Source organism: Pseudomonas sp. Xaverov 259 (assembly GCF_019352915.1).
Taxonomy (GTDB): Bacteria; Pseudomonadota; Gammaproteobacteria; order Pseudomonadales; family Pseudomonadaceae; genus Aquipseudomonas.
On the sequence record NZ_JAAAFV010000033.1, the window covers coordinates 329,052 to 355,157 of the forward strand.

The following is a 26,106-nucleotide window of genomic DNA, read 5'->3' on the forward strand; positions in this document are numbered from 1 at the left end:
CCCACAAAAAAGCCCCGAACCAGTCGGGGCTTTTTCAGGTGATCAACCTGCGGGGCTTACTTGCCCTGCCAGCGTTTCAGTACCAGGGTGGCGTTGGTGCCACCGAAGCCGAAGCTGTTGCTCATCACGGTGTCGATTTTTGCGTTTTCAACGGTCTTGGTCAGGATCGGCATATCGGCGACGACCGGGTCGATCTCGTCGATGTTGGCCGAGCCGGCCATGAAGTTGCCTTCCATCATCAGCAGGCAGTAGATCGCTTCGTGAACGCCGGCGGCGCCCAGGGAGTGACCCGACAGGCTTTTGGTGGAGCTGATGGCCGGAGCCTTGTCACCGAATACCGCACGCACACCTTCCATTTCCTTGGCATCGCCGACCGGAGTCGAAGTGCCGTGGGTGTTCAGGTAGTCGATTGGGGTGTCCACGGTGGACATGGCCATCTGCATGCAACGGATGGCGCCTTCGCCGCTTGGCGCAACCATGTCGTAGCCGTCGGAAGTAGCGCCGTAGCCGACGATTTCCGCGTAGATTTTTGCACCACGGGCCAGAGCGTGTTCCAGCTCCTCGACCACCACCATGCCGCCACCGCCGGCGATGACGAAACCGTCACGCTTGGCGTCGTAGGCGCGGGAGGCCTTTTCCGGGGTTTCGTTGTACTGGGTGGACAGCGCACCCATGGCGTCGAACAGGAACGACTGGCTCCAATGTTCTTCTTCGCCGCCGCCGGCGAAGACGATGTCCTGCTTGCCCAACTGGATCTGCTCGACCGCAGTACCGATGCAGTGAGCACTGGTGGCGCAGGCGGAGGAGATCGAGTAGTTCACACCTTTGATTGCAAATGGTGTGGCCAGGCAGGCCGAAACGGTGCTGCCCATGGTCCGTGTTACACGGTACGGGCCAACGCGCTTCACGCCTTTTTCGCGCAGGATGTCCAGCGCTTCCATCTGGTTGAGGGTCGATGCGCCGCCGGAGCCGGCGATCAGGCCGGTGCGTACGTTCGAAACCTGGTCTTCGCTCAGGCCGGAGTCGGCGATGGCGTCTTTCATGGCCAGGTAGGCGTAGGCGGCAGCGTGGCCGACGAAGCGATAGATCTTGCGATCAATCAGTTCTTCGAGGGGCAGGTCGATGGAGCCGGAAACCTGGCTACGCAGACCCATTTCGGCATATTCCGGGTTGAAGCGGATGCCAGGGCGACTTGCACGCAGGTTAGCGGTGACGGTCTCTTTGTCATTGCCCAGGCAAGAAACAATGCCCAGACCAGTGATAACGACGCGGCGCATGCGGATAACCCTTAAAAGTTGTCAGTGGAAGTGAATACGCCGACCCGAAGGCCTTCGGCAGTATAGATCTCGCGACCGTCGACAGTCACCGAACCGTCGGCGATAGCGAGGTTCAGCTTGCCCTTGAGGACGCGCTTGATTTGGATGTTGTAGGTGACTTTCTTGGCGGTCGGCAGGACCTGGCCAAAGAACTTCACTTCGCCCGAACCCAGGGCTCGGCCGCGACCTGGCAGGCCTTGCCAGCCCAGGTAGAAACCGACCAGTTGCCACATGGCGTCAAGGCCCAGGCAGCCCGGCATCACAGGGTCGCCTTCGAAATGGCAGGCAAAGAACCACAGATCAGGGGTGATATCCAGCTCGGCGACCAATTCACCTTTGCCGTACTTGCCACCTTCTTCGCTGATATGGGTGATGCGATCCACCATCAGCATATTCGGGGCGGGCAGTTGCGCGTTACCTGGGCCGAACAGCTCACCGCGACTGCAGCGCAGCAGGTCTTCCCGAGTAAAGGCGTTTTGTTTGGTCATGCGAGCTCCTCAATAATCCCATGCGGCAGGGCAGGGTAAATCTTCCCGAACCGAATGAAGCGTTCATGCCTCATACCGGCAGCCTACACATAGACTATTGCGTTGTAGTGAAAGTCACAGCGTCAAGGCACTCAATGTACACTTGTTCACTGAAATTTTAAACCGAGCCTGTTTATCGGCCCGTTTGGGTGCCTAAGACTGCCGCACTTTCGTCTTTCACGCCAGTCGCAGTTGGTTGATGGCGCGGCGCTATTGCACCCAGCGCTGCAGTATTTGCTGCAAATCCGTGCGTTTGAACGGCTTGGCCAGGTAATCGTTCATTCCGGCTGCCAGACAGGCTTCGCGATCACCCTGCAACGCGTTGGCCGTCAGCGCGATGATCGGCAGGTCGGCGCAGCCGGGCAGTTGGCGAATCTGGCGAGTGGCTTCGTAGCCGTCGATCAACGGCAGGCGGCAATCCATCAGGATCGCGGTAAAAATCAGGCTCTCTGCACTGCGGATCGCCTCGGCGCCGTCGGTGGCCAGGCTCACTTCAAACCCCAGGCTGCGCAACATGGCTTCGACCACGGTGCGGTTGACCGGGTTGTCCTCCACCAGCAACACATGGCGGCCATCACCCGCGCTGGCCTTGCCCTCGGCGTTAAGGGCGATTGCCGGCACGCTGTGCTGGTCGATGGCCAGTGGGATTTCCAGGGTAAACACCGAACCACGGCCTTCCTGGCTTTGCGCGCGCAGCGTGCCGCCCATACGTTCTGCCAGCGTGCGGGCAATGGGCAGGCCCAGGCCGGTACCGCCGTAACGTCTTGAAATGGAACTGTCCGCCTGCTGGAACGCATCGAACATCAGCTCCAGGCGTTCGGCGGAAATCCCGATGCCGCTGTCGCGCACTGTGCAGGTGAACCACACCAGCTCATGGTCGAGGGTTTGCCAATGCGGCTCGACAGTGACGCTGCCTTGCTCGGTGAACTTGAGCGCGTTACCGATCAGGTTCACCAGGATTTGGCGGATACGGGTCGGGTCACCCTGCACGCGCAGGGCGTCCATGCCCAGCGGAATCGGCAATTCCAGGCTCAACCCGCGCTGTTGGGCGCTGTGCTGGAAGGCCTGGGCGCAACTGCTGATCAAGTCCGCGAGGTTGAAGGGGATATGTTCCAGCTCCAGCGCGGCGCGTTCGATGCGGGAGAAGTCGAGGATGTCGTTGATGACTTTAAGCAGGTGCTCGGTGGACTCCGAAGCCAGCGCCGCATACTCGGTCTGCTCCTCGGTCATCTCGGTGGTTTCCAGCAGTTGCAGCATGCCCAGCACGCCGTTCATGGGCGTGCGCAGTTCGTGGCTCATCATCGCCAGGAAGTCCGACTTGGCATTGTTGGCCCGTTCGGCTTCTTCGCGGGTCTGGATCAACTGGGCCATGGCCTGGTGTTGTTCGCGGCTGGCCTGATTAAGGCCTTCGGCGAGGTTGTTGATATGCCGCGACAAGTCGCCCAGTTCCGAGTCATCGACAATCGGCAGCGGCGTCTTGTAGTCGCCTTGCTGGATGGCTTTTACCGCGTGGCCCATGGCGCTGATCGGTTGCGACAGGCTCGCGGCCAGGCGCCGTGCGAGCAGGAAGGTAAACAGCAGGGCGAACAGCGCAAGGATCCCGGCCTTGAACAGAATTTCCTGCTGGCGCTGGCTGAAGGCGTCGTTGGACATGCCGACGATCACCCGGCCCAGGTAATCGGCACGCGGGGCCTTGGGTTCGTTGAGGTTGTCCTGGAAAAAGTCATTGCCCAGCTGGATATGCTGCAAGCGAATGGGCGCCTGGAAAACTTTCACCGACAGCGAACGGTCGTGTTTCTCCGACGGTTGCTCGACGTACACCAGGATGTTCTCGGTGCTGTCCTGAATCTCAAGAAAGCGCACATGCGGGGTGGCCAGCGTGGCACGCAGCAGGCTTTCGAGCACGTCGTTGTTACCGGAAATTACCCCGTATTCGGTGGCCGGGGCTAGTTGGTTGGCGATCAACTGGCCGGTGTGGTCCAGTTCCTGGCGCAAGTCCTGGATACGCACGAAGGTAAAGAAGCTGATCAACAGCAAGGTCAGCAACAGCGCCGGGCCCAGGGTGATGAGCTGGGTGCGGGTGTTGATGTCCCAACGACGACGCAAGGTCATGGGCGTTTTTCTCCTTCGGCCAAGCGGGCGGCGACGGCGGCTTCGTCCACCTGTTCGATGCCCAGTGAACGCGCGACCTGCGGGTTGCCCGCGACTTTGAAGTGTTGCGGGTACAGGCTGCGTGGCCAGTTGGCGGGCGGATGATCCAGCAGGCGGTCGAGCACCGCCAGCCAGTCGGCCTGATCGCTGTAGGTGCTGGCCAGGCTGCCGGCCTTGACGAACCCGGCGTTGGGCCCCACCAGCGGCAGTTGCTGGGCGTAGCTGCTGAGCAACAGGTTCTTCACGGTTTTCGGGTTGTACAACTGCGGGTCGTCGAGGCCGAGCAGCACGTCACTGTTCTTGAGCAGGTTTTGCAGCGGGCGGCTGTCGTTGATGTTGTCCCAGCGCTGCGGCACGATCTGCAGGCCCATGGGCGCGGCATGCTCGCGCAACTCCGGCAGTAGAAACTCACTGTCGGCGCCATAGAGCACACCGACGCGTTGGGCCTGCGGCAGGATGTTGGCGATCAGGCTGAGCTGGCGCGCCAGCGGCGGGTCGCTCCACAACAGGCTGATTTTTGCCGGGTGGGTGGTGCCCAGGCGCTGGCGCGCTTGCAGGCGGCTGATGCGTAACACCAGGGTCGGCGGGCCCTGGTCATCCTGCAGGCGCCAGTCGAGGCCGGGCAAGTCCAGCAGGATCAGGCGGGTGCCGGGCGGTAACTTGCTCGGCGCGGGCAAATCTTTGAGCGGGGCAAAGCTGACGTGGTCTGCGGGGCGCTGCTGGGCGAGGGCTTGGGTAAAGGCCTGAACGCCGGCACCGTCGTCGGCGGCGGTCAACAGGATATCGGCGCTCCACGCCGGCGCCGTCAGCAACAGGCACACCAACAGCAAGGCGCGGCGCCAGAGCCGAAAGATAAAGAAGGGGGTCATCCGTGACTGAGCGCCCATGTCAGAATTCCAGCTCCGCGCTGAAGTACAGGACATGGCGACTGTCGTAGTTGTTATCGGCCCAGGTGGTGGGCTGGTTATCGAGGCGTTGTTGCAACATGCCGGCCAGCTCCACATTGGCTTTGCCCAGGGCAATGCGCTTGGCCACCCGCAGGTCGACCCGTTCGAAGCGATATTGGTTGAGCGCATCGTCGCCATAGTAGAACAGCGCACTGGACCAGCCGTGGCCCCACTCGCGCAGCCAACCGGCCGAGCCGCTGTTGCGCGCGGTTTGCGCCTTGTCCAGCGGGTTGCTGGAAGCGGCGTCGACGTAAGCATAGGTCAGGCGCAGGCGGTCGGTATTGCTCATGCGCCAGTCGAACTGCGATTCGGCGCCGGTGAAACGCGCGCTGTTGGCGTTGCTGGCAATGTATTGGTTGTTGCGCAGCGGTGAGCTGATCATCTCGGTGATTTCGTCGTAGAACAGTTTCACGTCGACATTCAACCCGAAGTCGGCAAAGAAGCCGTTGTAGCCCAGCTCTCGTGAACGCATCAACTCTTTATCGAGGTTGCCGGGGCCCCGCGTTACCACAAAATATTGCCCGGAGTTCTGCCCGTAGGCCGGGGAGCTCAAATTGGTGACGCGGTAGCTCCAGTTGACGTTGTTCTCGAACATGTCCGGCGAGCGAATCGCCTCGGAGTACACCGCCCGCAGGCCGTGGCGCGGGTTGATCAAGTAGTTGACCGCCACCCGTGGCGTCAGCGAGTTGCCGCTCAGGTGGGTGTCTTCGTACATGGCGCCGCCTTGCAGCAGCCAGTGTTCGCTGGCGCGCCATTCCAGGTGGCCGAACAAGCGCCAGGTGGTGTCGTCGAGGGTGCCGTTGAAGTAGGTGTCGGAGTCGGCGCGGTCGTAACGGTAGTTCATGCCGCTGACCAGGCGCAGGCTGTCGGACAGGCTCAGGGTGTCCTGAATCTCCAGGTCGTAGCGGCTTTCGCGGGTGCTTTGGTCAATGTCGCCACAGACGCTCTGGTTGGCGCCGTTGCGCCATTGGTCCAGTACCTGGTTGCCGAGCGTTTGTTCGGCGGCACTGCCGGGTGGTGCGACGCCCTGGCTGTAGGTGTCCATGTGCCGGGCCAGCTGTTCGGCATAGTTGGGGTTCAACTGCCACAGCCGGGTCAGCTCCGGGCTGAACGAGACCTTGGCGTCACAGGCTTTCCAGACCTGCTGGCGGTCCCATTGCTGGGCAGAGCCCTGAATGTACAAGCTGTGTTCGGGGTTGAAATCGAAGTTCCAGCGCAACGACCCGGCGTAGTCCTTGGCGACGACATCGGAATTGGTGCCGCCTTCGGTAATCCCGGCAAACACCGGCATGTAGGTATAAGGACGCTGGTTGGTGCCTTCCTTGGCGTCAAATTGCCAGTCGAGGCTCTGTTGCGCGTTCAGGGCCTGGCTCACCGCCAGGCTGAAGCGGTTGAGGCGGCGGCTGTCGCGACGGTCGGCGCCGACGGCGTTGCTGTCAAAGCCATCGTCCTGCTGGCCGGACAAGGACAGGCGCAAGTCACCGGTTTCCCAGCCCACGCCCTGGCTGGCGTAATAGTCGTTGATGCCGCGCTGACCACGGATGACCTTGACCCGCGAGCCGTGGCTGTTGGCCGGTGAGCGCGTAAGAATATTGACCACCGCCATCAGCGCGTTGGCGCCGTAGCTGACGGTGTTGGGGCCACGAAACACTTCAATGCGCTCGATATCCTCCATGGCCACCGGGATATCGCTCCAGTCCACGGTGGCCAGGCCCGCGCGGTACACCGAGCGCCCGTCGATCAACACCTGCATGCGCCGCGCGTCGCTGGCGCTGGTGCCGTGGTAGTTCACCGACGCCTGGTTGCCGGTGGTGTAGCCGACCATCATCCCCGGCACCAGCCGCAGCAGCTCGGCGATGTCGCGCGCGCCGCTGGCCTTGATCAGCTCGCTGTCGATCACCGTCATGCTGCCGGGCACGGCCGCGGCCGATTGCTTGAGGCGTGTGGCGGTCAACACTTGCGGCAGTGGCTGGCTGTCGAGGAACAGGTCATCAGCCAGCGCAGATGTGCTGCACAGCAACATCAGCAATAGAGATGAGCGAGGAGGAGGGCCCAGATACACGGCACGGCCTTGATAATTACGGATAGCCGCCCATGTTAACTGAGGTGAGGCCATTTGCCAGTCGTGGGACTTGCAATTACTTCACACAAGTGTGGCATTTTCCGACAAGCGCACGAATTGACACGGGGGCTGGCCGCAAGCGGGTCGCCCCGTATAATGCCGCTATCGCCATGTAAGGATTAACGGATTGCATATGACTGAACAGCGCCCTATTGCGGTCCTGGGAGGCGGAAGTTTTGGTACCGCCGTGGCTAACCTGCTGGCTGAAAACGGCCACGCGGTGCGCCAGTGGATGCGTGATCCCGAGCAGGCCGAGGCCATCCGCGTGCATCGGGAAAACCCCCGTTACCTTAAAGGCATCAAGATTCATCCGGCCGTGGAACCGGTCACCGACCTGTTGGCTACGCTGACCGACTGCGAACTGTGCTTCGTCGCACTGCCTTCCAGCGCCTTGCGCACGGTGCTGGCGCCCCACGCCGAACGCCTGGCCGGCAAGCTGCTGGTCAGCCTGACCAAAGGCATCGAGGCGCACACCTTCAAGCTGATGAGCGAAATCCTTGCCGAGATCGCCCCGCAGGCGCGCATTGGCGTGCTGTCCGGGCCGAACCTGGCGCGGGAAGTCGCCGAGCACGCGCTGACCGCCACGGTGGTTGCCAGTGAAGATGAAGCGCTGTGCGAACGCGTCCAGGCCGTGCTGCATGGCCGCACCTTCCGCGTCTACGCCAGTGGCGACCGCTTTGGTGTCGAACTGGGCGGTGCGTTGAAAAACGTCTACGCGATCATCGCCGGCATGGCCGTGGCGCTGGGCATGGGCGAGAACACCAAGAGCATGCTGATCACCCGTGCGCTGGCGGAAATGACCCGCTTTGCCGTGAACCAGGGCGCCAACCCGATGACCTTCCTGGGGCTGGCCGGCGTAGGCGACTTGATCGTCACCTGCTCGTCGCCCAAAAGCCGCAACTATCAAGTCGGTTTCGCCCTCGGCCAGGGCCTGAGCCTGGAAGACGCGGTCACGCGCCTGGGCGAAGTCGCCGAAGGCGTCAACACCCTCAAGGTGTTGAAGGCCAAGGCCCAAGAAGTGGGTGTGTATATGCCATTGGTCGCCGGGCTGCACGCGATCCTGTTTGAAGGGCGCACCTTGAACCAGGTGATTGAGTTGCTGATGCGCGCCGAGCCCAAAACCGACGTCGACTTTATTTCCACCAGCGGTTTCAACTGAGGAACGCGCACATGAACGATCCGAAAGACAGCCCAAAATACGAGTCCATCCTGCTGCGCGTCCTGTGGATGCTGGTGTTTGCCCTGGTGTGGCAAGTGGCGCAGTTCCTGCTCGGTGCGCTGGTGGTGGTGCAGCTGGTATACCGTTTGATTTACGGCGCGCCAAACCTGGGCCTGATGAACTTTGGCGACAGCCTCAGCCAGTTCCTGGCGCAGATCGGCCGTTTCGGCAGCTTTCACACCGAGCAGAAACCCTGGCCGTTCGCCGATTGGCCAACCCCACGTACTCCCGAAGGCGAAGCCGCCCACAGCGTGCCGCCCGCGCCGCACCCGGCGCGCGATGAGGAGCCAAAGCTGTGAAGCTATGGATTTTGCGTCACGGTGAAGCCGAAGGGCATGCGCGTACCGACGCTGAGCGCAACCTCACCGAGCATGGTCGTGGCGAAGTGTTGCGCAGTGCCGCGCACCTGATTGGCCAGCCCATCAGTGCCATCCTTGCAAGCCCCTATGTGCGGGCGCAGCAGACGGCGCATCTGGTGCGTGATGCATTGGGTTTCGAACCGCAGATCCGCACCGTGCCGTGGCTGACGCCTGAGGGCAACCCGCTGCAAGTGCTGGAAAAGCTCGACACTGATGACAACGTGCTGCTGGTCAGCCACCAGCCCTTGGTCGGCAGCTTGATCAGCTTTTTGCAGCATGGTCATCCGCGCCAGCCAGAGCCGATGCACACCGCCAGCCTGGCGGAACTGGAAGGCGATTTTCCGCTGGCGGGGCTAATGAGCCTGGTCAGTGTGAAAAACCCGTAGGAAAAATAATCGCTTCTTTGTGTGCTATATAGTCAACCAAGCAAGTGCTTGGTTGGCTATCATCGGATCACAAAGGAGCGCGTCCCATGCCTGTCGCTTTTCGTTTGCCGTTGCAGGTCTTCTTCGAACGTGAAGCGCGACACCCGCGCAAACCCTTTCTGGTGCAACCCATCGGCGGCGAGGTGCAGACGCTCACCTGGGGCGATGTCGGCCATCAGGCCCGTTGCGCCGCGCATTGGCTGCGCGGCCGGGCATTGCCCCAGGGCTCGCACATTGCCCTGATCTCGAAAAACTGCGCGCACTGGATCATCGCTGACCTGGCGATCTGGATGGCCGGGCATGTTTCGGTGCCGTTGTACCCCAACCTCACGGCGGACTCCGTCAACCACGTGCTCACGCATTCGGAGGCGGCGCTGGTGTTGATCGGCAAGTTGGATGACTGGCCTGCGATGGCGCCGGGGATTCCCGCCGGTTTGCCGACCATCAGCCTGCCACTGTGCCCGGCGGGTGAGTTCGATTTCAGCTGGGCAGACCTGCAAGGCTGTTCGCCGATCCAGGACAACCCTCTGCCAGAGGCCGCGAACCTGGCCACTATTGTTTACACCTCCGGCACCACCGGCTTGCCCAAGGGCGTGATGCAAACCTTCGGTGCCTTGGGGTTTGCCGCCACGCGCGGCACGCAGATATTTGGCTTGGGCGAGGATGACCGGCTGCTGTCCTACCTGCCGCTGTGCCATGTGGCAGAGCGCATGTTTGTCGAGCTGGCGGCGATCTATACCGGGCAAACCGTGTTTTTCGCCGAAAGCCTCGACACCTTTTTGACCGACCTGCGCCGGGCGCGCCCCACGGCCTTGTTCGGCGTACCACGTATCTGGACCAAGTTCCAGATGGGCGTCTACGCCAAAATCCCGGAAAAGCGCCTCGACACCCTGTTGCGCCTGCCCTTTATCGGCAAGCGCGTCGGCCACAAAGTGTTGGCCGGGCTGGGCCTGGATGCGCTGCGCATCGCGCTCTCCGGTGCAGCCCCGGTGCCAGAAGCCTTGCTGCGCTGGTATCAGCGTCTGGGCCTGGACGTGCTGGAGGTGTATGGCATGACCGAAAGCTGCGGCTATTCCCATGTGTGTCGCCCTGGCCAGCAAAGGCTCGGCTGGATCGGCCTGCCATGCCCTGGCGTTGAGGTGCGCATCGACCCGACGGGCGAAGTGCAGGTACGCAGCGGCGCGACCATGCTCGGCTACTTCAAGGACCCGCAGAAAACCGCCGAAACCCTCACCGAGGATGGCTTCCTGCGCACTGGTGACAAGGGCGAGCAGGACGCCGACGGGCGCCTGCGCCTGACCGGGCGGCTCAAGGAGATCTTCAAGACCAGCAAGGGCAAGTACGTGGCCCCGGCGCCGATCGAAAACCGCCTGGCTGAACATGCACGCATCGAACAAGTCTGTGTGGTTGGCGATGGCCTGTTGGCGCCGATGGGCTTGTGCGTGTTGTCGGCCGGCAACCAGGACCGGCAAGCGCTGCGCAGCAGCCTCGGACGCTGGCTGGAACAGGTCAACGGTGCGCTGGACAAGCATGAGCGCTTGCGCCAACTGGTGGTGGTCAAAGACAGTTGGGCGGTGGAAAACGGCTTTCTGACGCCGACCTTGAAGATAAAACGCAACGTGATCGAGTCGACTTACGGTGCACAATTTTCGGCCTGGAGCGAACGCAGCGAAACCATTGTGTGGCAGGATTAGGGTCGTAATAAAACCAATAAGGACAATTTCATGAGCTTGTGGCGCACCCAACCGAATATCGAGCAACTCAACGCCATCCAGAAAAACACCATCGGTGAACTGCTGGACATCCGTTTCGAAAGCTTCGACGACGAGTCCCTGACCGCGAGCATGGTGGTCGACCATCGCACCCACCAGCCGTACGGCCTACTGCACGGTGGCGCGTCGGTGGTGCTGGCCGAAAGCGTCGGCTCCATGGCGGCTTACCTGTGCATTGATGCCAGCAAGTTCTATTGCGTGGGCCTTGAGGTCAACGCCAACCACTTGCGTGGTGTGCGCAGCGGGCGGGTGACCGCGGTAGCACGGGCGATTCATATTGGTCGTACCACTCAGGTGTGGGACATTCGCTTGACCAGCGACGATGGCAAGGCCAGCTGTGTGTCGCGCCTGACCATGGCCGTGGTGCCGTTGGGCGAGAACCCGCCGGCACGATAGGCGTGGCGTGAGTGTCATCATTCCTGGCGGTTACAGTCATTGCTGTGCGGCTCAAGGCTGGTGACAATTCACTTCTGTTTTCGTAAATGGATCCTGTATGTCGCAGCACGTGTTTTTTGCCCATGCCAATGGCTTTCCTTCGGCCACCTACGGCAAGTTGTTTGCCGCCCTGGCCCCGGAATACGCGGTGGCGCATTTGCCGCAGCACGGTCACGACCCCAGGTTTCCAGTGGACGACAACTGGCAGAACCTGGTGGATGAGCTGATCCACCATTTGGAACAGCAACCGGAGCCGGTGTGGGGCGTGGGCCATTCCTTGGGCGGCGTGCTGCACTTGCACGCGGCCATGCGCTGTCCGCAGCTGTACCGCGGCGTGGTGATGCTTGATTCGCCGGTGTTGACCCGCGCTGACCGCTGGGTGATTCGCGCCGCCAAACGGTTTGGCTTTATCGACCGCCTGACTCCCGCCGGGCGCACCTTGGGTCGGCGTGAAGAATTCAGCGACCTGGCTGCCGCACGCAGCTACTTCGCTGGCAAAACGCTGTTTCGCGGCTTCGACCCGGAGTGCTTTGACGCGTATCTGCAACACGGCCTGCAACAGGTGGGCGATCGCCTGCGCTTGCGCTTTGACCCGGCCACCGAGATCAGTATCTACCGGGGCGTGCCCCATACCAGCCCAGGCCAGGTTCGCCAGCTGAAGGTGCCGCTGGCGGTGGTGCGCGGGCGCCAGAGCCGGGTGGTGATGCGTCACCATGCCAGCGGTGTCGACCGCCTGCCCATGGGCGAAATGCTCACCATGCCGGGCGGCCATATGTTCCCTCTCGAACGCCCACAGGACACCGCCACCTTGATCAAGAACCTGTTTTCCCGCTGGCAAGCCCGAGAGCGCAGCTGCGCATGAGCAACCCCGTCGAAGAAGTACGCCTGAGCCTGCCGCACATCGAATTGGCCGCGCACCTGTTCGGGCCCGAAGACGGCCTGCCGGTGATCGCCCTGCATGGCTGGCTGGACAACGCCAACAGCTTTGCACGGCTGGCGCCCAAGCTTACGGGCCTGCGCATCGTTGCGCTGGACATGGCCGGGCATGGGCACTCAGCCCATCGGCCGGCCGGGGCCGGTTATGCCTTGTGGGATTACGTGTTTGATGTGCTGCAAGTGGCTGAACAACTGGGCTGGAAACGTTTTGCATTACTTGGCCATTCCCTCGGCGCCATCGTTTCCCTGGTGTTGGCCGGGGCGTTGCCCGAGCGCGTCACGCACCTGGGGTTGATCGACGGCGTGATCCCACCAACCGCCGCCGGCGAGAACGCCGCCGAGCGCCTCGGCATGGCGTTGCAGGCGCAATTGAGCCTGCAAGACAAGCGCAAACCGGTCTACAGCACCGTGGATCGGGCCGTAGAAGCGCGCATGAAAGGCGTGGTGGCGGTCAGCCGTGAAGCCGCCGAACTGCTGGCCCAGCGCGGTTTGATGCCTGTGCCGGGCGGCTACACCTGGCGCACCGATGCGCGCTTGACCCTGGCATCGCCGATGCGCCTGACCGATGAGCAGGCGATGGCTTTCGTGAAGCGCGTAGGTTGCCCTACACAACTGGTGGTCGCGGCTGACGGCATGCTGGCGAAACATTCCGAATTGCTTTCTCAGCTACCCTTTACGGTGAACACGCTGCCGGGCGGCCATCATTTACACCTGAATGATGAGCCCGGTGCGATCCTTGTTGCAGACTGTTTCAATCGGTTCTTCTCCACGCCTTGACTTGGCGGGGTCAACTGCCGAGGCTGGGCGGATTGAAAGGGAGTCAACCATGAACGTTATGAATACCGCTGCGACCACTAATGGCCAGGGCTCAACCATCCGATGAGCCTGCGTAAAGGATGTCTCCGTGCCCTTGGGCTGTGCTGTTTGAGCCCTTTGGTGTTCGCCGCCGACGTGCCGGGCAGCCAGGATCTACCGGCCGTGGCTCGTCAGGTCGACGCGCAAATCGTCGATTACCGCCCCGCTGAAGAAAAAGAACGCATCTACCCCATGGGCGCGATCCGCAAGATCAGCGGCCAGCTGCGCTACGAAGGCCAGGCCACGGCACGCGGCCAAACCACGGCCATCACCTATGAACTGCCTGCCGAGCACACGTCCAGCGCCGCGTTTACCGCGACGCGCGAAGCGCTGCAGGCCAAGGGCGCGCAGCTGTTGTTCTGGTGCCAGGCGCGTGATTGCGGTGAAAGCAGCCTGTGGGCCAATGAAGTGTTCGGCAATGCCAAGCTGGTCGGCGCCGACGGCCAGCAGGAATACCTGCTGCTGCGCCTGGCCGCCCCGCAAGACAATTCGCTGGTGGCGCTGTATGGCATTACGCGCGGCAACCGCCGTGCTTATCTGCATGTAGAACAACTGGACGCCAGTGCGCCATTGGGCGACTTGCTGCCCACCTCGGCAACCTTGCTGCGCGAGCTGAAAAGCACCGGCGAGCTGGACTTTCCGGCACTCGGCAGCGCACCTGACGCCACCTGGCTGACCTTGATTTCCCGTGGCTTGAACCTCGACGCCACCTTGCGCGTGAGCCTTACCGGGCCGACCGCCGAAGCCTGGCGCCAGGGCCTGATCGATAGCGGCGTGCGTGCCGCCCGCCTGGAAACCGGCAGCGGTGACGCTAAGGGTTTGCACCTGCATCTGATACGCTGACCGTTATAAGGCGAACGGACCCGTGCCGTTCGCCTAAGCTCTCTTCCTACAGCCTTATTCTCGAGAAACCCGATGCTCAATAACGATCGCCTACTGGTGCAAATCCTGCTGCTGGTGTTGTTTGGTGCCAGCTTCTGGGTGATGGCGCCATTCTGGTCGGCGCTGTTCTGGGGCGCGGTGCTGGCGTTTGCCAGTTGGCCGCTGATGCGTTTGCTCACGCGCTGGCTGGGTGGCCGCGAATCCCTGGCGGCGGGCATCCTCACCTTGGGCTGGATGTTGCTGGTGGCGGTGCCGTTGGTTTGGCTGGGGTTCAACCTGGCCGACCATGTGCGCGATGCGGTGGGCTTGATCAAGGATATCCAGGTTGACGGCTTGCCCGCGGCGCCGACCTGGCTGGGTTCGATCCCGTTTGTCGGCGAGCGCCTGGTAGCGACCTGGGACAGCATCGACCAACAGGGCGCGGCGTTGATGGTCAGCATCAAGCCGTATCTGGGGCAGGTGGGTAACTGGCTGTTGGCGCGCAGCGCGCAAATTGGCGGCGGTATTCTTGAGCTGACCTTGAGCCTGGTGTTCGTGTTCTTCTTTTATCGGGATGGGCCGCGGCTGGCGGTGTTTGTGCATCGTCTGTTGGAGCGCCTGATCGGCGAGCGCGCCGGTTACTACATCGAGCTGGTGGCCGGTACTGTGCAGCGCGTGGTCAACGGCGTGATTGGTACGGCGGCGGCCCAGGCCCTGCTGGCGCTGATCGGCTTCCTGATTGCGGGTGTACCGGGCGCGCTGGTGCTGGGCATCGTCACCTTCCTGCTCAGCCTGATCCCCATGGGCCCGCCGCTGGTGTGGATCCCCGCCACGGCTTGGCTGGCATGGAAGGGCGACTACACCTATGCGGTGTTCCTCGGAGTATGGGGCACGTTCATCATCAGTGGCGTGGACAACGTGCTCAAGCCGTACCTGATCAGCCGAGGCGGCAACCTGCCGCTGGTGATCGTGCTGTTGGGTGTGTTTGGCGGCTTGATCGCCTTTGGCTTCATCGGCCTGTTTATCGGCCCGACCTTGTTGGCGGTGGCCTACAGCCTGCTGACGGATTGGAGTGCGACCCAGGCGCAGGAACGTCGCGAAGACAAAGCCCTTTAGGCCCTCGGCAACCACATTACGGCGGTTAAGCCGCCGCCTGGGGTTTCTTCCAGGCTGAGGTGGCCGCCGAGGCGTTCCACGGCCTCCTTGGAAATCGTCATGCCCAGGCCGACGCCGCCGGAGTTGCGGTTGCGCGAACCTTCAAGGCGAAAGAACGGCTCGAACACCGCCTCGCGCTTATCGGCCGCAATTCCAGGCCCGTGGTCGATCACGCGGATCACCAGGGCGCCACGGCTGTCCGCCAACTCAATACGCGCCGTGCCGGCATAGCGCAGGGCGTTGTCTATCAGGTTGTTGAGGCACGAACGCAGCGCCATCGGTTGCACCTGCAACGGTACGCACGTGCCGGAAAACTGTACGTCCGAGCCCTGGTCCTGGGCGTTTTCGCTGAGGGACTCGACCAGCGCCTGCACATCGAGCCAGTGCCGGGTCTCGCTGGTGCGTTGTTCGTGCAGGTAGCTCAAGGTGGCGTCGAGCATGCCGATCATGTCGTCCAGGTCCTGGCGCATCTGGCCTTGCAGCTTGGTGTCTTCGATCTGCTCCAGGCGCAGCTTGAGGCGTGAAAGCGGCGTGCGCAGGTCATGGGAGACGGCGCCGAGCATGCGCGCGCGCTGGCTGACTTGCTCGCGGATACGCTTTTGCATCAGGTTGAAGGTCGATGCCGCCTGGCGTGCTTCCCGAGGCCCGGACTCGTTGAGCGGCGGGCTGTCGAGGTCAAGGCTCAAGCGTTCGGCCGCAGCGCTCAGGCGCTGGATAGGCCGGCTCAGCAGTTTGGCGCCGTACCAGGCGGCGATGATCAGCGAGATAAACTGGAAGGTCAGCGGCACCACGGGGCCGCCGTACCAAGGCCGGTGATGGCGAGCCAAAGGCTTCATCGTGCCGTCGGGTTGCTCGACGAAGGTTTCCTGGGGCGGCGGTGGTGGCGGGCCGTAGTGGCGAAACCAGAAAATCGCCAGTACATGAGCGAGCACAATGGCCACCAGCAATACGCCGAACAGCCTGCCAAACAGCGTATTGAAGGTGGCGCGCATCAACCGATATCCCGGGCGTCGAACAGGTAACCTTCGCCACGCACGGTTTTGATCAGTTGCGGTGCTTTCGGGTCATCCCCAAGCTTCTGGCGCAGGCGCGATACGAGCAGATCGATGCTGCGGTCAAAGGCTTCGATGGAGCGGCCACGGGCAGCATCCAGCAATTGTTCGCGGCTCAGCACACGGCGCGGGCGCTCGATGAACACCCACAGCAGGCGGAATTCCGCGTTGGACAGCGGCACCACCAGGCCATCGTCGGCCACCAATTGGCGCAATACGCTGTTTAGGCGCCAGTTGTCGAAACGGATGTTGGCGCGCTGCTCGGTGCGGTCATCGCGCACCCGGCGCAGGATGGTCTGGATACGCGCCACCAGCTCGCGCGGCTCGAACGGCTTGGACATATAGTCATCGGCGCCCAGTTCCAGGCCGATGATGCGGTCGGTGGGTTCGCAGCGTGCGGTGAGCATCAAAATCGGGATGTCCGACTCAGTGCGCAACCAACGGCACAGCGACAGGCCATCTTCGCCCGGCAGCATCAGGTCAAGCACCACCACATCAAAGGTTTCGGCTTGCATGGCGGTGCGCATGGCCGTGCCGTCGGTGACGCCGGTGGCAAGAATATTGAAGCGGGCCAGGTAGTCGATCAGCAGTTCACGGATCGGCAGGTCGTCATCGACGATCAGCGCGCGGGTGTTCCACCGCTTGTCTTCGGCGATCACCGCGCCTTTTGGCTCTTCGTTTACAGAGACGGTAGGGGTATGCATAGTGCGATCATCTGCCTGGGTTGTTACGGTGAGCATAGGCGCCCAGCTCCATGCCTGGAAGTGCTGGGCGAGCGGTCATGTGCGCGAGGCTAGTCGCGGGGCGTGTTGAGGGCATGTCGGGAATGTATCGGTCTTGACACAATGGCTCGAAATCCCCGGTTATGCGCGCTTGATCAGCATTTTACCGATCATCGGATCCCGCAACGGCGCTGCTTGCGCTACAATCCGCGCCGATTTCGACTTGCCTGAGAGCCCATTCCAATGTCCGTCTGCCAGACTCCTATCATCGTCGCCCTGGATTATCCCACTCGTGACGCCGCACTGAAGCTGGCTGACCAGTTGGACCCCACGCTTTGCCGGGTCAAGGTCGGCAAGGAACTGTTCACCAGCTGCGCCGCTGAAATCGTCGGCACCCTGCGTGACAAAGGCTTCGAGGTTTTCCTCGACCTGAAATTCCACGATATCCCCAACACCACTGCGATGGCGGTTAAAGCCGCCGCCGAAATGGGCGTGTGGATGGTCAATGTGCACTGCTCCGGTGGCCTGCGCATGATGAACGCCTGCCGCGAAGTGCTCGAGCAGCGCAGCGGCCCGAAACCCTTGCTGATCGGTGTGACCGTGCTCACCAGCATGGAGCGCGAAGACCTGGCCGGTATCGGCCTGGACATCGAGCCGCAGGAGCAGGTACTGCGCCTGGCGGCGCTGGCGCAGAAGGCTGGCCTGGACGGCCTGGTGTGTTCGGCGTTGGAAGCCCAGGCGCTGAAGACCGCGCACCCGTCGCTGCAGCTGGTGACCCCGGGTATTCGTCCGGCGGGCAGTGCCCAGGATGACCAGCGCCGTATCCTGACCCCGCGTCAGGCGTTGGATGCAGGCTCGGACTACCTGGTGATCGGTCGCCCGATCAGCCAGGCGGCGGATCCGGCCAAGGCACTGGCCGCAGTCGTTGCCGAAATCGCCTGATGATCGTTCCCACGCTCTGCGTGGGAATGCCTCTTGTGACGCTCTGCGTCACGCTTTGGGACGCAGAGCGTCCCGGGCTGCGTTCCCACGCAGAGCGTGGGAACGATCGGGTCAGCTGACTTTAAGCACCAACTTCCCAAAGTTCTCGCCGTTGAACAGCTTCATCAACGTCTCCGGGAACGTCTCCAGCCCCTCGGCAATATCTTCCTTGCTCTTGAGCTTGCCCTGGGCCATCCAGCCGGCCATCTCCTGCCCGGCGGCGGCAAAGTTCGCCGCGTGGTCCATCACCACAAACCCTTCCATGCGCGCACGATTGACCAGCAGCGACAAATAGTTGGCCGGGCCTTTCACTGCTTCTTTATTGTTGTACTGGCTGATTGCGCCGCAGATTACCACCCGTGCTTTCAAGGCCAGGCGGCTGAGCACGGCGTCAAGAATATCGCCGCCGACGTTATCGAAATACACATCCACGCCTTTGGGGCATTCGCGCTTGAGGGCGGCGGGTACGTCTTCGCTTTTGTAGTCGATGGCGGCGTCAAAGCCCAGTTCATCAATGAGGAACTTGCACTTGTCGGCGCCCCCGGCGATGCCTACCACGCGGCAGCCCTTGAGCTTGGCAATCTGCCCGGCAATGCTGCCCACTGCGCCAGCGGCGCCGGAGATCACCACGGTATCGCCAGCCTTGGGCGCGCCAGTGTCGAGCAGGGCGAAGTAGGCGGTCATGCCGGTCATGCCCAGCGCTGACAAGTAGCGCGGCAGCGGCGCCAGTGTTGGGTCGACCTTATAAAAGCCGCGCGGCTCACCCAGGAAATAATCCTGCACACCCAGCGCGCCGTTCACGTAGTCACCCACGGCAAATTTCGCGTTGTTCGAAGCGATCACCTTGCCCACGCCCAGCGCCCGCATGACTTCGCCGATGCCGACCGGTGGGATATAGGATTTGCCCTCGTTCATCCAGCCACGCATGGCCGGGTCCAGGGACAGGTATTCATTGCGCACCAGCACTTGCCCATCCGCTGGCGTGCCCACCGGCACTTCCTGGTAGGTGAAGGTCTCCCGCGTGGCCGCGCCGACCGGGCGTTTGGCGAGCAGGAATTGGCGGTTGGTCTGGGCAGTCATGGCAGGGACTCTGTTAGAAGTGAACCTTGAGTGATAGACCTTCAGCGGCGTGAGGGCAAGGTTAAGGGTGGGCGCGAATGCTCGCCAATAGGTCGAGCTGATAGTTGCCCTGGGCGTCTTATCACTGCGATTCATGCAACCCCAACCGGCCATATGATAGTGCTGACGCGCCCGCCGTACGCTTGGCTAGACTCGGCCCACGGCTATTTCTCGCATAGGACATCCTCCATGAGCATGACGTTTTCCGGCCAGGTCGCCCTGGTGACTGGCGCTGCCGCCGGTATTGGCCGCGCCACCGCGCTGGCATTTGCCGCAGAAGGCTTGAAAGTAGTGGTTGCCGACCTGGATGTGACGGGTGGCGAGGGCACGGTTGGGTTGATCCAAAGCGCCGGTGGCGAAGCGCTGTTCGTGCGCTGCAATGTCACGCTGGAAGCCGACGTGCAGCAATTGATGGCACAGACCATCGCCGCTTATGGGCGCCTGGACTATGCCTTCAACAACGCTGGCATCGAGATCGAGAAGGGCAAGCTGGCCGACGGCAGCGTGGATGAGTTCGATGCGATCATGGGCGTGAACGTCAAGGGCGTATGGTTGTGCATGAAGTATCAACTGCCGCTGTTGCTGGCCCAGGGCGGCGGCGCGATCGTCAACACCGCCTCGGTTGCCGGGTTGGGCGCTGCGCCGAAGATGAGCATCTATGCGGCGTCCAAACACGCCGTGATCGGCCTGACCAAATCAGCCGCCATCGAGTATGCGAAGAAGAAAATCCGTGTGAATGCGGTATGCCCTGCAGTAATCGACACCGACATGTTCCGCCGTGCTTATGAAGCCGATCCACGCAAGGCCGAGTTTGCCGCCGCGATGCACCCGGTCGGGCGTATTGGCAAGGTCGAGGAAATCGCCAGTGCGGTGCTGTATCTGTGCAGTGATGGGGCGGCGTTTACCACAGGGCAAGCCTTGGCGGTGGACGGTGGCGCAACGGCTATCTAGGACTCAATGCCACGCACTCTTGGAAAAGTATTGGGCCGCTGTGGGGCGTTTCCATGGCTGGCACAAGGCCTCGTCAGAATGTGTATCAGCAGGTAAATAAGTCAATAAAATCAATACTTTAATAAGTGTTTGCGGCCGGCTTAAGCGAGCTTCTGTGCTTAACTGTTTGGGGTTGAATAACAGACAGTTGAAGTGAGTGGCTCATGGATTTAGGGATCGATCGACAAGCCCATGTACCGGTGGTGCAGCAAATCGTCAGCGCGGTGGCGCAATGGATACGCAAGAGCGGCGCGAGCCCCGGCACGCGCTTGCCATCCATCCGGCAACTGGCCCTCGACAATTTGCTCAGCCAGTCGAGCGTGATCGAGGCTTTCGAGCGAATGGTGGCACAGGGCGTGTTGGCGTCCAGGCAAGGCTCGGGATTTGTGGTCGCCCAGCCCCCTGTTTGCCAGGAAAGCCACTGGTATGAGGGTGCAGAACTGGGCTGGGGCGCCTATGTCGATGGCCCGCTGGGCGAGTTGAAACTGGGCTGCGGCTGGCTGCCGGACGCGTGGCGTGAAAGCGATGATTTGTGCTACGCGATACGTGAAATCAGCCGCACCGACACGGCCGGCCTCTTCAACTACAGCACGCCACTGGGGTTGCCGGCATTGCGCGAGCAACTGCTCAAGCGGCTGACCCAGATGAAGGTGGCTACCTGCCTTGAGCGCATCCTCACCACCCATGGCGCCAGCCATGCACAGGACTTGCTGATACGCTCGCTGCTCAAGGCCGGCGACACGGTGGTGGTTGAAACGCCGGGCTACGCCAACCTCTATCGACAGTTGGAGCGCCACGGCGTCACGTTGCTGGAGGTTCCGCGTATCGTGGGTGGCCCGGACATGCCGGTGCTTGAGCAACTGCTGCAACGGCACCGCCCCAAGTGCCTGTTCATCAACTGCCTCTACCACAACCCCACCGGCACCAGCCTGTGCCGCGCCGTGGCTGAACGGTTGCTGGAGCTTTCGCGACGCGATGGCTTCCTGATCATTGAAGAGGACGTTTATGGCGACCTGCAGCACGCCAGTTGCACGCGACTGTCGGCCTTGCCCCATGATGACCGGGTGATCTATGTATCAAGCTTTTCCAAGACCTTGAGCAGTGCCTTGCGCGTGGGCTACGTCAGTGCCAGCACGGCCATCGTTGCGCAAATGGCCAGTCTCAAGACCCTGACCGGTATCGGCACCTCGCGATTTGCCGAAGCAGTAGTCGCCACGCTGCTGGCCAATGGCACCTATCGTAAGTGGGTGCAACGCCTGCGCAAGCGTTTGAACCTGCAAATGGCGGCAACCCTGCAGGTACTGGAGGATGAAGAGTGGGAGGTATTTGCCGTGCCTGCGGGCGGCATGTTTGTGTGGGCACGCCCGAGCCAGGGAGATCATTCACGGTTGCAGGCGTGCGCGAGTCGACTCGGCGTCCTGCTGTCGAGCGGGGCGCTGTTTACTCCCCGGGGCGAACCCAGTGACTGGCTGCGCATCAATGTGGCCAATGCTGCTGATCAGCGCGCGTTGGCGTTATTCCGCGCCATGGGGCCTGCCAGATCGACCTCGACCATTCTGAAAACGACGAGCATGTAGCTTTTTGCCATTATTGTGACGCCAACGTCTTGTGCCAATGGCGTGTCGTTGCGAATCTCGCTGCATGGCAACCAGGCTTGCTGGCGTGTGCCCGTGCAAGAGGACTCAAGTGCAATGATTTCGGCCGTGCAACGACGTTTCGCCAACCTCGGTATGGCAAAAAAACTGGGCTTGGGCTTCTCCCTGGTGCTGCTGCTGACGGCGTTGGTGGCAGCCATTGGCGTGTGGTCGCTGCAAACCGTTGGCCAGCGTTTCGAAGGCCTCAATGCCATGTCTTCGCTTAACAGCGGCTTGCTCAAGGTGCGCTTGATCGAGCAGGACTACGCGTTGCATGCCGACCCCAAGGCCGTCGATGCCTTGCATGAGAGCGTCGATGCACTGGCTGCCCTGGCGGCCACGCTCAAGGCCCAGTCCGCTGCCAATGTGCCGGTGATGGGCGACGTTGAGCAGGCGTTGGCCGCGTATCGCAAGGCGTTCGATGAATTTGTCGAGTTGACCCAGACTAAGGACCTGGCTCTGGAGATGGCCAGTTGGTCCGTCTCCAGCGTGGCCAATAACCTCGATGTGCTGCAAGCCGGCCTGGCCGACGATGGCGCTTATGGCCTCAAGGAAAGCCAGGGCAAGGAGGGCGCCGAGTTTATCGAGCAGGCCGGGCAGGTCGGCCAGGTCTCGCGCTTGATGCTGCAGGCCATGAACGAAGCGCGCGTGCGCCTGGACCAGAGCCGCAAGGCCGATGCCGACAACGCCGAGCAGGGCAAGATCGAACAGGCCGACCAGGCACTGGCGCAGGTTGAGCAGTTGAAAACCTCGGTCAAGGACGCGGGTTACCAGACCGTGCTTAATGAGGTGTCCGGGCATATTGCCGCTTTCAGCGAAAAGCTCGGTGAGTACACCGGTTTGCTGGCTCAGGAAAAAATCGTCTACAAGCAATTGCATGACCGCGCCGACCAAGTGGTGAGCCGGGTCAACCAGGCGTATGCCGCCGAAGACCAGTCGATGCAGGCGCAATTGCGCAAAAGCACGTTGCTGATCATCGGCTCCTCGGCGTTGGCTTTGTTGGTGGGGCTGGTTGCTGCCTGGCTGATTACCCGTCTGATCGTGGCGCCGCTGCGCAGTGTGATCGCGGTGGCCCAGCAGATTGCCGCAGGAGACCTGAGCGGGCGGATGGAAGTCAGTCGCCGTGATGAAATCGGCCAGTTGATGCAAGCGATGCAACAGATGGGCACTGGCTTGAGCCAGATGGTCAGCGGCCTGCAGGCCGGCATCGAGCAATTGGCCAGCTCTGCGCAATCACTTTCCAGTGTCACCGAACAAACCAATGTAGAGGTCAGCAGCCAGAAAGAGGAGACCGAACAGGTCGCCACGGCGATGAACCAGATGACTGCCACCGTGCATGACGTAGCGCGCAACGCCGAAGAGGCCGCGCAAGCGGCGCAGACCGCCGATGCCAAGGTCGACAGCGGCCAGCAGGTGGTGCGTCAGAGCCTGCAGCGCATCGAATTGCTGGCGTCCTCCAGCACCAGTGCCAGCGCCAGCATCGACAGCCTCAGTGCCGAAATCCAGCACATCGGCACGGTGTTGGGGGTGATCAAAAGCGTGGCCGAACAAACCAACCTGCTGGCCCTTAACGCAGCCATCGAAGCCGCCCGCGCCGGCGAGCAAGGCCGAGGGTTTGCGGTGGTGGCCGATGAGGTGAGGGCGCTGGCCAAGCGCACTCAGCAATCGACCGAAGAAATCGAGCGGTTGGTGAGTACGTTGCGCAGTGCCGCGCAGTCGTCGGTGCAGCAGATTCAGCACAGCGGCGAGCTGGTGAAACTGGCCGTCAGCGATGCGCTGGAAACCGAGAGCGCGTTGGGCAGCATCGCCGCTGCCGTCTCCCTGATCCAGCAGATGAATCAGCAGATTGCCGCCGCCGCCGAGGAGCAAAGTTCGGTGGCCGAAGAGATCAATCGCAGTGTCACCAGTATCCGCGCGAGTGCCGACCAATCGGCGCTGAGCATGCAAGGCAACGCCGCCTCGAGCATTCAGCTGGCGCAGCTGGGGGCCGAACTCAAGGGCATGGTGGGGCACTTCCGCCTTTAATCAGTGAGCAAAGGCGGAGCCGTACGATCAGGCGTTGTTGGCGAGGAAGGTCAGCAGGGCTTCGTTGACGAAGTCCGGGTTTTCGCGGTTGGAGATGTGCCCAGCGTCTGGAATCAGGGTCAGGCTGCAACCGATCCGTTCGGCCATTTCCCTGGATTCGGCGGGTGGGCGTGGTTTGTCTTGCTCACCGCACATGATCAGGGTGGTGTCGGTGTCCAGGCGGTGCAGCTGGTCGAGGATATCGGCACGGCTGAAAATCTGGCGGCCCAATGGCACGATGCTGTCCAGCAAACGCTCTTTGGAGAAGGCTTGCAGCGACTGACGGAAATCCTGGTACAGCGCCGACTCGCGGTCGATGCCTGGCCGGAAGAAGATCGGTGCGATCACGTCCAGTAACGGCTCAGGGATGGCACCGGAGTCTTCGATCATCTTGAACAGCGAGAAATAATACTGGCGCGTCGCCTCGGGCTCGGCGCCGAGGTAGGTGTCCATCAGCACCATGCTGTTGATGCGCTGCGGCGCCAGCAACGCCAGGCGTGCGCCCCACATGCCGCCAACCGACAGGCCCACCAGGTTGATCTGTGCAATGTCCAGCTGGTCCAGCAGGGCCAGGGTCTGGCGTGCCAGGTCGTCGAGGGACTGGGTTTGGGCTGGTAGCGCTTTGGATTCACCATGGCCCCAGAGTTCGGGGACGATCACGCGGTACTGTTGCGACAGGGCTTCGATTTGCGGCGCCCACATTTTGTGGTCCCACAGGTAGCTAGAGCCCAGTAGAACGACCGGGCCGGTGCCCTGGTCGACGTAGTGCAGCGGTTGTCCATCAATGACGGCGACAGGCATAGCAGGCCTCTGACTTCACGGAGTTAGGGGCACTTTTTTACGCTAGTCGGGGGCGGGGGGATAGGTGCAAAGTGATGGCACTTTCCTGACGGCGGGTCACTTTTCGAAGGACCGGAATGCCGGCCCAGCAAAAAGTCCTCGCCCCAACACTCGGTGCCTCGCTATGGCTCGGCATGCCCGCAATCCGACAGTGATTTGGGCCATCGTGTTTGACGGGGCGATTTCAGATCAAGATCGAAAGCGCAGATCAAAACACCGCTGACTTCGTCATCGAAAAGGATGTAAGAGCCAGAGCAACAGCCGACCTCACCGTCAAGGTTGGATGCAGTCAAATGTGGGAGCGGGCTTGCTCGCGAATGCGGTGGGTCAGTCAATTCATCTGTCACTGATACACCGCATTCGCGAGCAAGCCCGCTCCCACATTTAGACCGCACTACGTGCGCCCCCAAACGATCAATCGTAGATAGCTTTCTTTTTCCACTCCGCATCCGCATCCACAACTTTAAGCCCTTCAGTCAACTCATTGACCTCATCTTCAGCCGGCTTGCTGTTAGTCAGTACCGTGGAATTGGCGCGGGCCAGTTGGCTTTCGAGCAATTGCAACTGCGCACTATAGAGCACCGGCTCCGGCTGTTTACGCAGATACTGCACGCCACGCTCGAACGCCAGGCGTGCCTGGCCGGGTTGGTTCTGTTGCAGCGCATGCTGGCCGAGGTTGTTGAAGAATTCGATGTGCAGCAGCACCAGGATATGACGAATTTCCTTGATCCAGTGTTTGGCCTCGTTGGTCGGCAGAAAACCATCCTGGGCCGCACGGGTCACTTGGCCATGCAGGGCTTCAAGGAGAAAACGCACATCCTTGGCCTTGGCTTCAGTCTGAATCGGCGCCGGCGGGTTGGTCACCGGAATCGATTCGCCCTGGGCGATCAGCGCATTCAACTCAGTGATACGCGCCTTGAGTGCCGCGCTGGACTTGTTGAGGTTCAGCAGACGCTGGTTGACGTTGAGCTCAAGGCGGGTGAGCAGCAGCTTGAGCGCCGGGGTCATCAATTGACCAGGAAAAGTCTCGGTGATTTCACCACACCGACGCAGCCGATCATTGAGCTCGATCTCGGTGCGTTTCTTTTCCAGTTTGTTGTTTTCCACCACGTGGTTCATGTAGCCAATGGCGATCAGTATTACGATCCCGGCTATTACCAGCAGGGTGATCATGAGTGGTGTCACCGGTGTGACCTCTTTTATAGGGTTTGCTGTGGAGTGTAGTGACTGGACCATCCGGCGGATAGGACTGTTCGACCAGTTGCCCAGGTAGTTTCTTCTATATAGGTAAGCGTTGCCGGGCGGGCTCCCTGCATAGATGCACATTGCCATCATTTGCTCGGGCGAACTATAGCGCCTTGTCGGGCGCCAGAATATAGGCGTCAAAGCCCGGACGGGCAGAATGCCCGCCAAGGCCTGGAAAGCAGGGCGAAGTCATTGATTTAAATAAATTTATCCTTGGGGGTTGACGACCTTTCAATCCATCCATAGAATGCGCGCCACTTACAGCGTAAAGCACACAGCGAAACGCGGTAGGGAGTGAATGTTGTACGTGTGTCCCCTTCGTCTAGTGGCCTAGGACACCGCCCTTTCACGGCGGTAACAGGGGTTCGAGTCCCCTAGG

The 26,106-nt window shown here is 61.6% G+C and carries 23 protein-coding genes; 13 read left to right on the plus strand and 10 right to left on the minus strand.

Annotation, left to right across the window (positions count from 1 at the left end; translation table 11 throughout):
- Positions 1 to 56: 56 nt before the first annotated feature.
- From fabB to K0H48_RS15685, 5 genes are all read right to left on the minus strand, one after another.
- Positions 57 to 1,277 (minus strand): beta-ketoacyl-ACP synthase I, encoded by a 1,221-nt coding sequence (gene fabB / locus K0H48_RS15665; protein WP_012723103.1) that lies wholly within the window; start codon positions 1,275 to 1,277, stop codon positions 57 to 59.
- 11 nt (positions 1,278 to 1,288) lie between these two features.
- Positions 1,289 to 1,804: a 3-hydroxyacyl-[acyl-carrier-protein] dehydratase FabA gene (gene fabA, locus K0H48_RS15670; protein ID WP_003210552.1), complete on the minus strand. Its 516-nt coding sequence runs from the start codon at positions 1,802 to 1,804 to the stop codon at positions 1,289 to 1,291.
- Between the two features lie 249 nt (positions 1,805 to 2,053).
- Positions 2,054 to 3,955, minus strand: a complete 1,902-nt coding sequence (locus tag K0H48_RS15675) for an ATP-binding protein (protein ID WP_219268153.1) — start codon at positions 3,953 to 3,955, stop codon at positions 2,054 to 2,056.
- Positions 3,952 to 4,881, minus strand: a complete 930-nt coding sequence (locus K0H48_RS15680) for an ABC transporter substrate-binding protein (RefSeq protein WP_219268154.1) — start codon at positions 4,879 to 4,881, stop codon at positions 3,952 to 3,954. The genes K0H48_RS15675 and K0H48_RS15680 overlap by 4 nt, the downstream gene beginning before the upstream one ends.
- A 1-nt stretch (position 4,882) precedes the next feature.
- Complete coding sequence (locus tag K0H48_RS15685) at positions 4,883 to 7,003, minus strand: TonB-dependent receptor plug domain-containing protein (RefSeq protein WP_368862148.1); 2,121 nt, start codon at positions 7,001 to 7,003, stop codon at positions 4,883 to 4,885.
- Between the two features lie 193 nt (positions 7,004 to 7,196).
- On the opposite strand from K0H48_RS15685, the gene K0H48_RS15690 reads away from it, so the two are divergent.
- The 9 genes from K0H48_RS15690 (at position 7,197) to K0H48_RS15730 (ending at position 15,041) form a co-directional block, all read left to right on the plus strand.
- Positions 7,197 to 8,222: an NAD(P)H-dependent glycerol-3-phosphate dehydrogenase gene (locus K0H48_RS15690; protein ID WP_219268155.1), complete on the plus strand. Its 1,026-nt coding sequence runs from the start codon at positions 7,197 to 7,199 to the stop codon at positions 8,220 to 8,222.
- An 11-nt stretch (positions 8,223 to 8,233) separates the two neighbouring features.
- A complete protein-coding gene (locus tag K0H48_RS15695) occupies positions 8,234 to 8,581 on the plus strand; it encodes a DUF4389 domain-containing protein (RefSeq protein ID WP_219268156.1) in 348 nt (115 codons plus the stop codon).
- Positions 8,578 to 9,027, plus strand: a complete 450-nt coding sequence (sixA, locus tag K0H48_RS15700) for a phosphohistidine phosphatase SixA (RefSeq protein WP_219268157.1) — start codon at positions 8,578 to 8,580, stop codon at positions 9,025 to 9,027. The genes K0H48_RS15695 and sixA overlap by 4 nt, the downstream gene beginning before the upstream one ends.
- Positions 9,028 to 9,113: 86 nt before the next feature.
- Positions 9,114 to 10,760, plus strand: coding sequence for an AMP-binding protein (locus tag K0H48_RS15705; RefSeq protein ID WP_219268158.1), 1,647 nt, complete (start codon positions 9,114 to 9,116; stop codon positions 10,758 to 10,760).
- 30 nt (positions 10,761 to 10,790) lie between these two features.
- Entirely contained in the window at positions 10,791 to 11,234 is a 444-nt protein-coding gene (locus tag K0H48_RS15710; protein WP_169985755.1) for a hotdog fold thioesterase, read from the plus strand.
- Between the two features lie 97 nt (positions 11,235 to 11,331).
- On the plus strand, positions 11,332 to 12,135 hold the full coding sequence (locus tag K0H48_RS15715) for an alpha/beta fold hydrolase (protein ID WP_065929511.1): 804 nt from the start codon (positions 11,332 to 11,334) through the stop codon (positions 12,133 to 12,135).
- Entirely contained in the window at positions 12,132 to 12,986 is an 855-nt protein-coding gene (locus K0H48_RS15720) for an alpha/beta hydrolase (protein ID WP_219268159.1), read from the plus strand. The genes K0H48_RS15715 and K0H48_RS15720 overlap by 4 nt, the downstream gene beginning before the upstream one ends.
- Positions 12,987 to 13,088: 102 nt before the next feature.
- Positions 13,089 to 13,907, plus strand: a complete 819-nt coding sequence (locus tag K0H48_RS15725) for a DUF4892 domain-containing protein (RefSeq protein WP_219268160.1) — start codon at positions 13,089 to 13,091, stop codon at positions 13,905 to 13,907.
- Positions 13,908 to 13,979: 72 nt separating this feature from the next.
- Positions 13,980 to 15,041: an AI-2E family transporter gene (locus tag K0H48_RS15730; protein ID WP_138816015.1), complete on the plus strand. Its 1,062-nt coding sequence runs from the start codon at positions 13,980 to 13,982 to the stop codon at positions 15,039 to 15,041.
- Here the strand turns inward: K0H48_RS15730 and K0H48_RS15735 are convergent.
- Both K0H48_RS15735 and K0H48_RS15740 read right to left on the minus strand, forming a co-directional pair.
- Positions 15,038 to 16,072, minus strand: coding sequence for a HAMP domain-containing sensor histidine kinase (locus K0H48_RS15735; RefSeq protein ID WP_138816014.1), 1,035 nt, complete (start codon positions 16,070 to 16,072; stop codon positions 15,038 to 15,040). The genes K0H48_RS15730 and K0H48_RS15735 overlap by 4 nt on opposite strands.
- Positions 16,072 to 16,836 (minus strand): response regulator, encoded by a 765-nt coding sequence (locus tag K0H48_RS15740; protein WP_138816013.1) that lies wholly within the window; start codon positions 16,834 to 16,836, stop codon positions 16,072 to 16,074. The genes K0H48_RS15735 and K0H48_RS15740 overlap by 1 nt, the downstream gene beginning before the upstream one ends.
- A 261-nt stretch (positions 16,837 to 17,097) precedes the next feature.
- Between K0H48_RS15740 and pyrF the strand changes: the two genes are divergently transcribed.
- Positions 17,098 to 17,796 (plus strand): orotidine-5'-phosphate decarboxylase, encoded by a 699-nt coding sequence (gene pyrF / locus K0H48_RS15745; protein ID WP_056859708.1) that lies wholly within the window; start codon positions 17,098 to 17,100, stop codon positions 17,794 to 17,796.
- Positions 17,797 to 17,907: 111 nt separating this feature from the next.
- Here the strand turns inward: pyrF and K0H48_RS15750 are convergent, their stop codons facing one another.
- Positions 17,908 to 18,915: an NADP-dependent oxidoreductase gene (locus tag K0H48_RS15750; protein ID WP_219268161.1), complete on the minus strand. Its 1,008-nt coding sequence runs from the start codon at positions 18,913 to 18,915 to the stop codon at positions 17,908 to 17,910.
- 228 nt (positions 18,916 to 19,143) lie between these two features.
- On the opposite strand from K0H48_RS15750, the gene K0H48_RS15755 reads away from it, so the two are divergent.
- The 3 genes from K0H48_RS15755 (at position 19,144) to K0H48_RS15765 (ending at position 23,603) form a co-directional block, all read left to right on the plus strand.
- A complete protein-coding gene (locus K0H48_RS15755; RefSeq protein WP_219268162.1) occupies positions 19,144 to 19,905 on the plus strand; it encodes an SDR family oxidoreductase in 762 nt (253 codons plus the stop codon).
- Between the two features lie 203 nt (positions 19,906 to 20,108).
- Entirely contained in the window at positions 20,109 to 21,521 is a 1,413-nt protein-coding gene (locus K0H48_RS15760) for a PLP-dependent aminotransferase family protein (RefSeq protein ID WP_219268163.1), read from the plus strand.
- Positions 21,522 to 21,635: 114 nt separating this feature from the next.
- Entirely contained in the window at positions 21,636 to 23,603 is a 1,968-nt protein-coding gene (locus K0H48_RS15765) for a methyl-accepting chemotaxis protein (protein WP_219268164.1), read from the plus strand.
- A gap of 27 nt (positions 23,604 to 23,630) precedes the next feature.
- On the opposite strand, the gene K0H48_RS15770 is transcribed toward K0H48_RS15765, so the two are convergent.
- On the minus strand, positions 23,631 to 24,443 hold the full coding sequence (locus K0H48_RS15770) for an alpha/beta fold hydrolase (protein WP_219268165.1): 813 nt from the start codon (positions 24,441 to 24,443) through the stop codon (positions 23,631 to 23,633).
- Between the two features lie 453 nt (positions 24,444 to 24,896).
- Positions 24,897 to 25,667, minus strand: coding sequence for a hypothetical protein (locus K0H48_RS15775; protein WP_219268166.1), 771 nt, complete (start codon positions 25,665 to 25,667; stop codon positions 24,897 to 24,899).
- Positions 25,668 to 26,106: the final 439 nt, after the last annotated feature.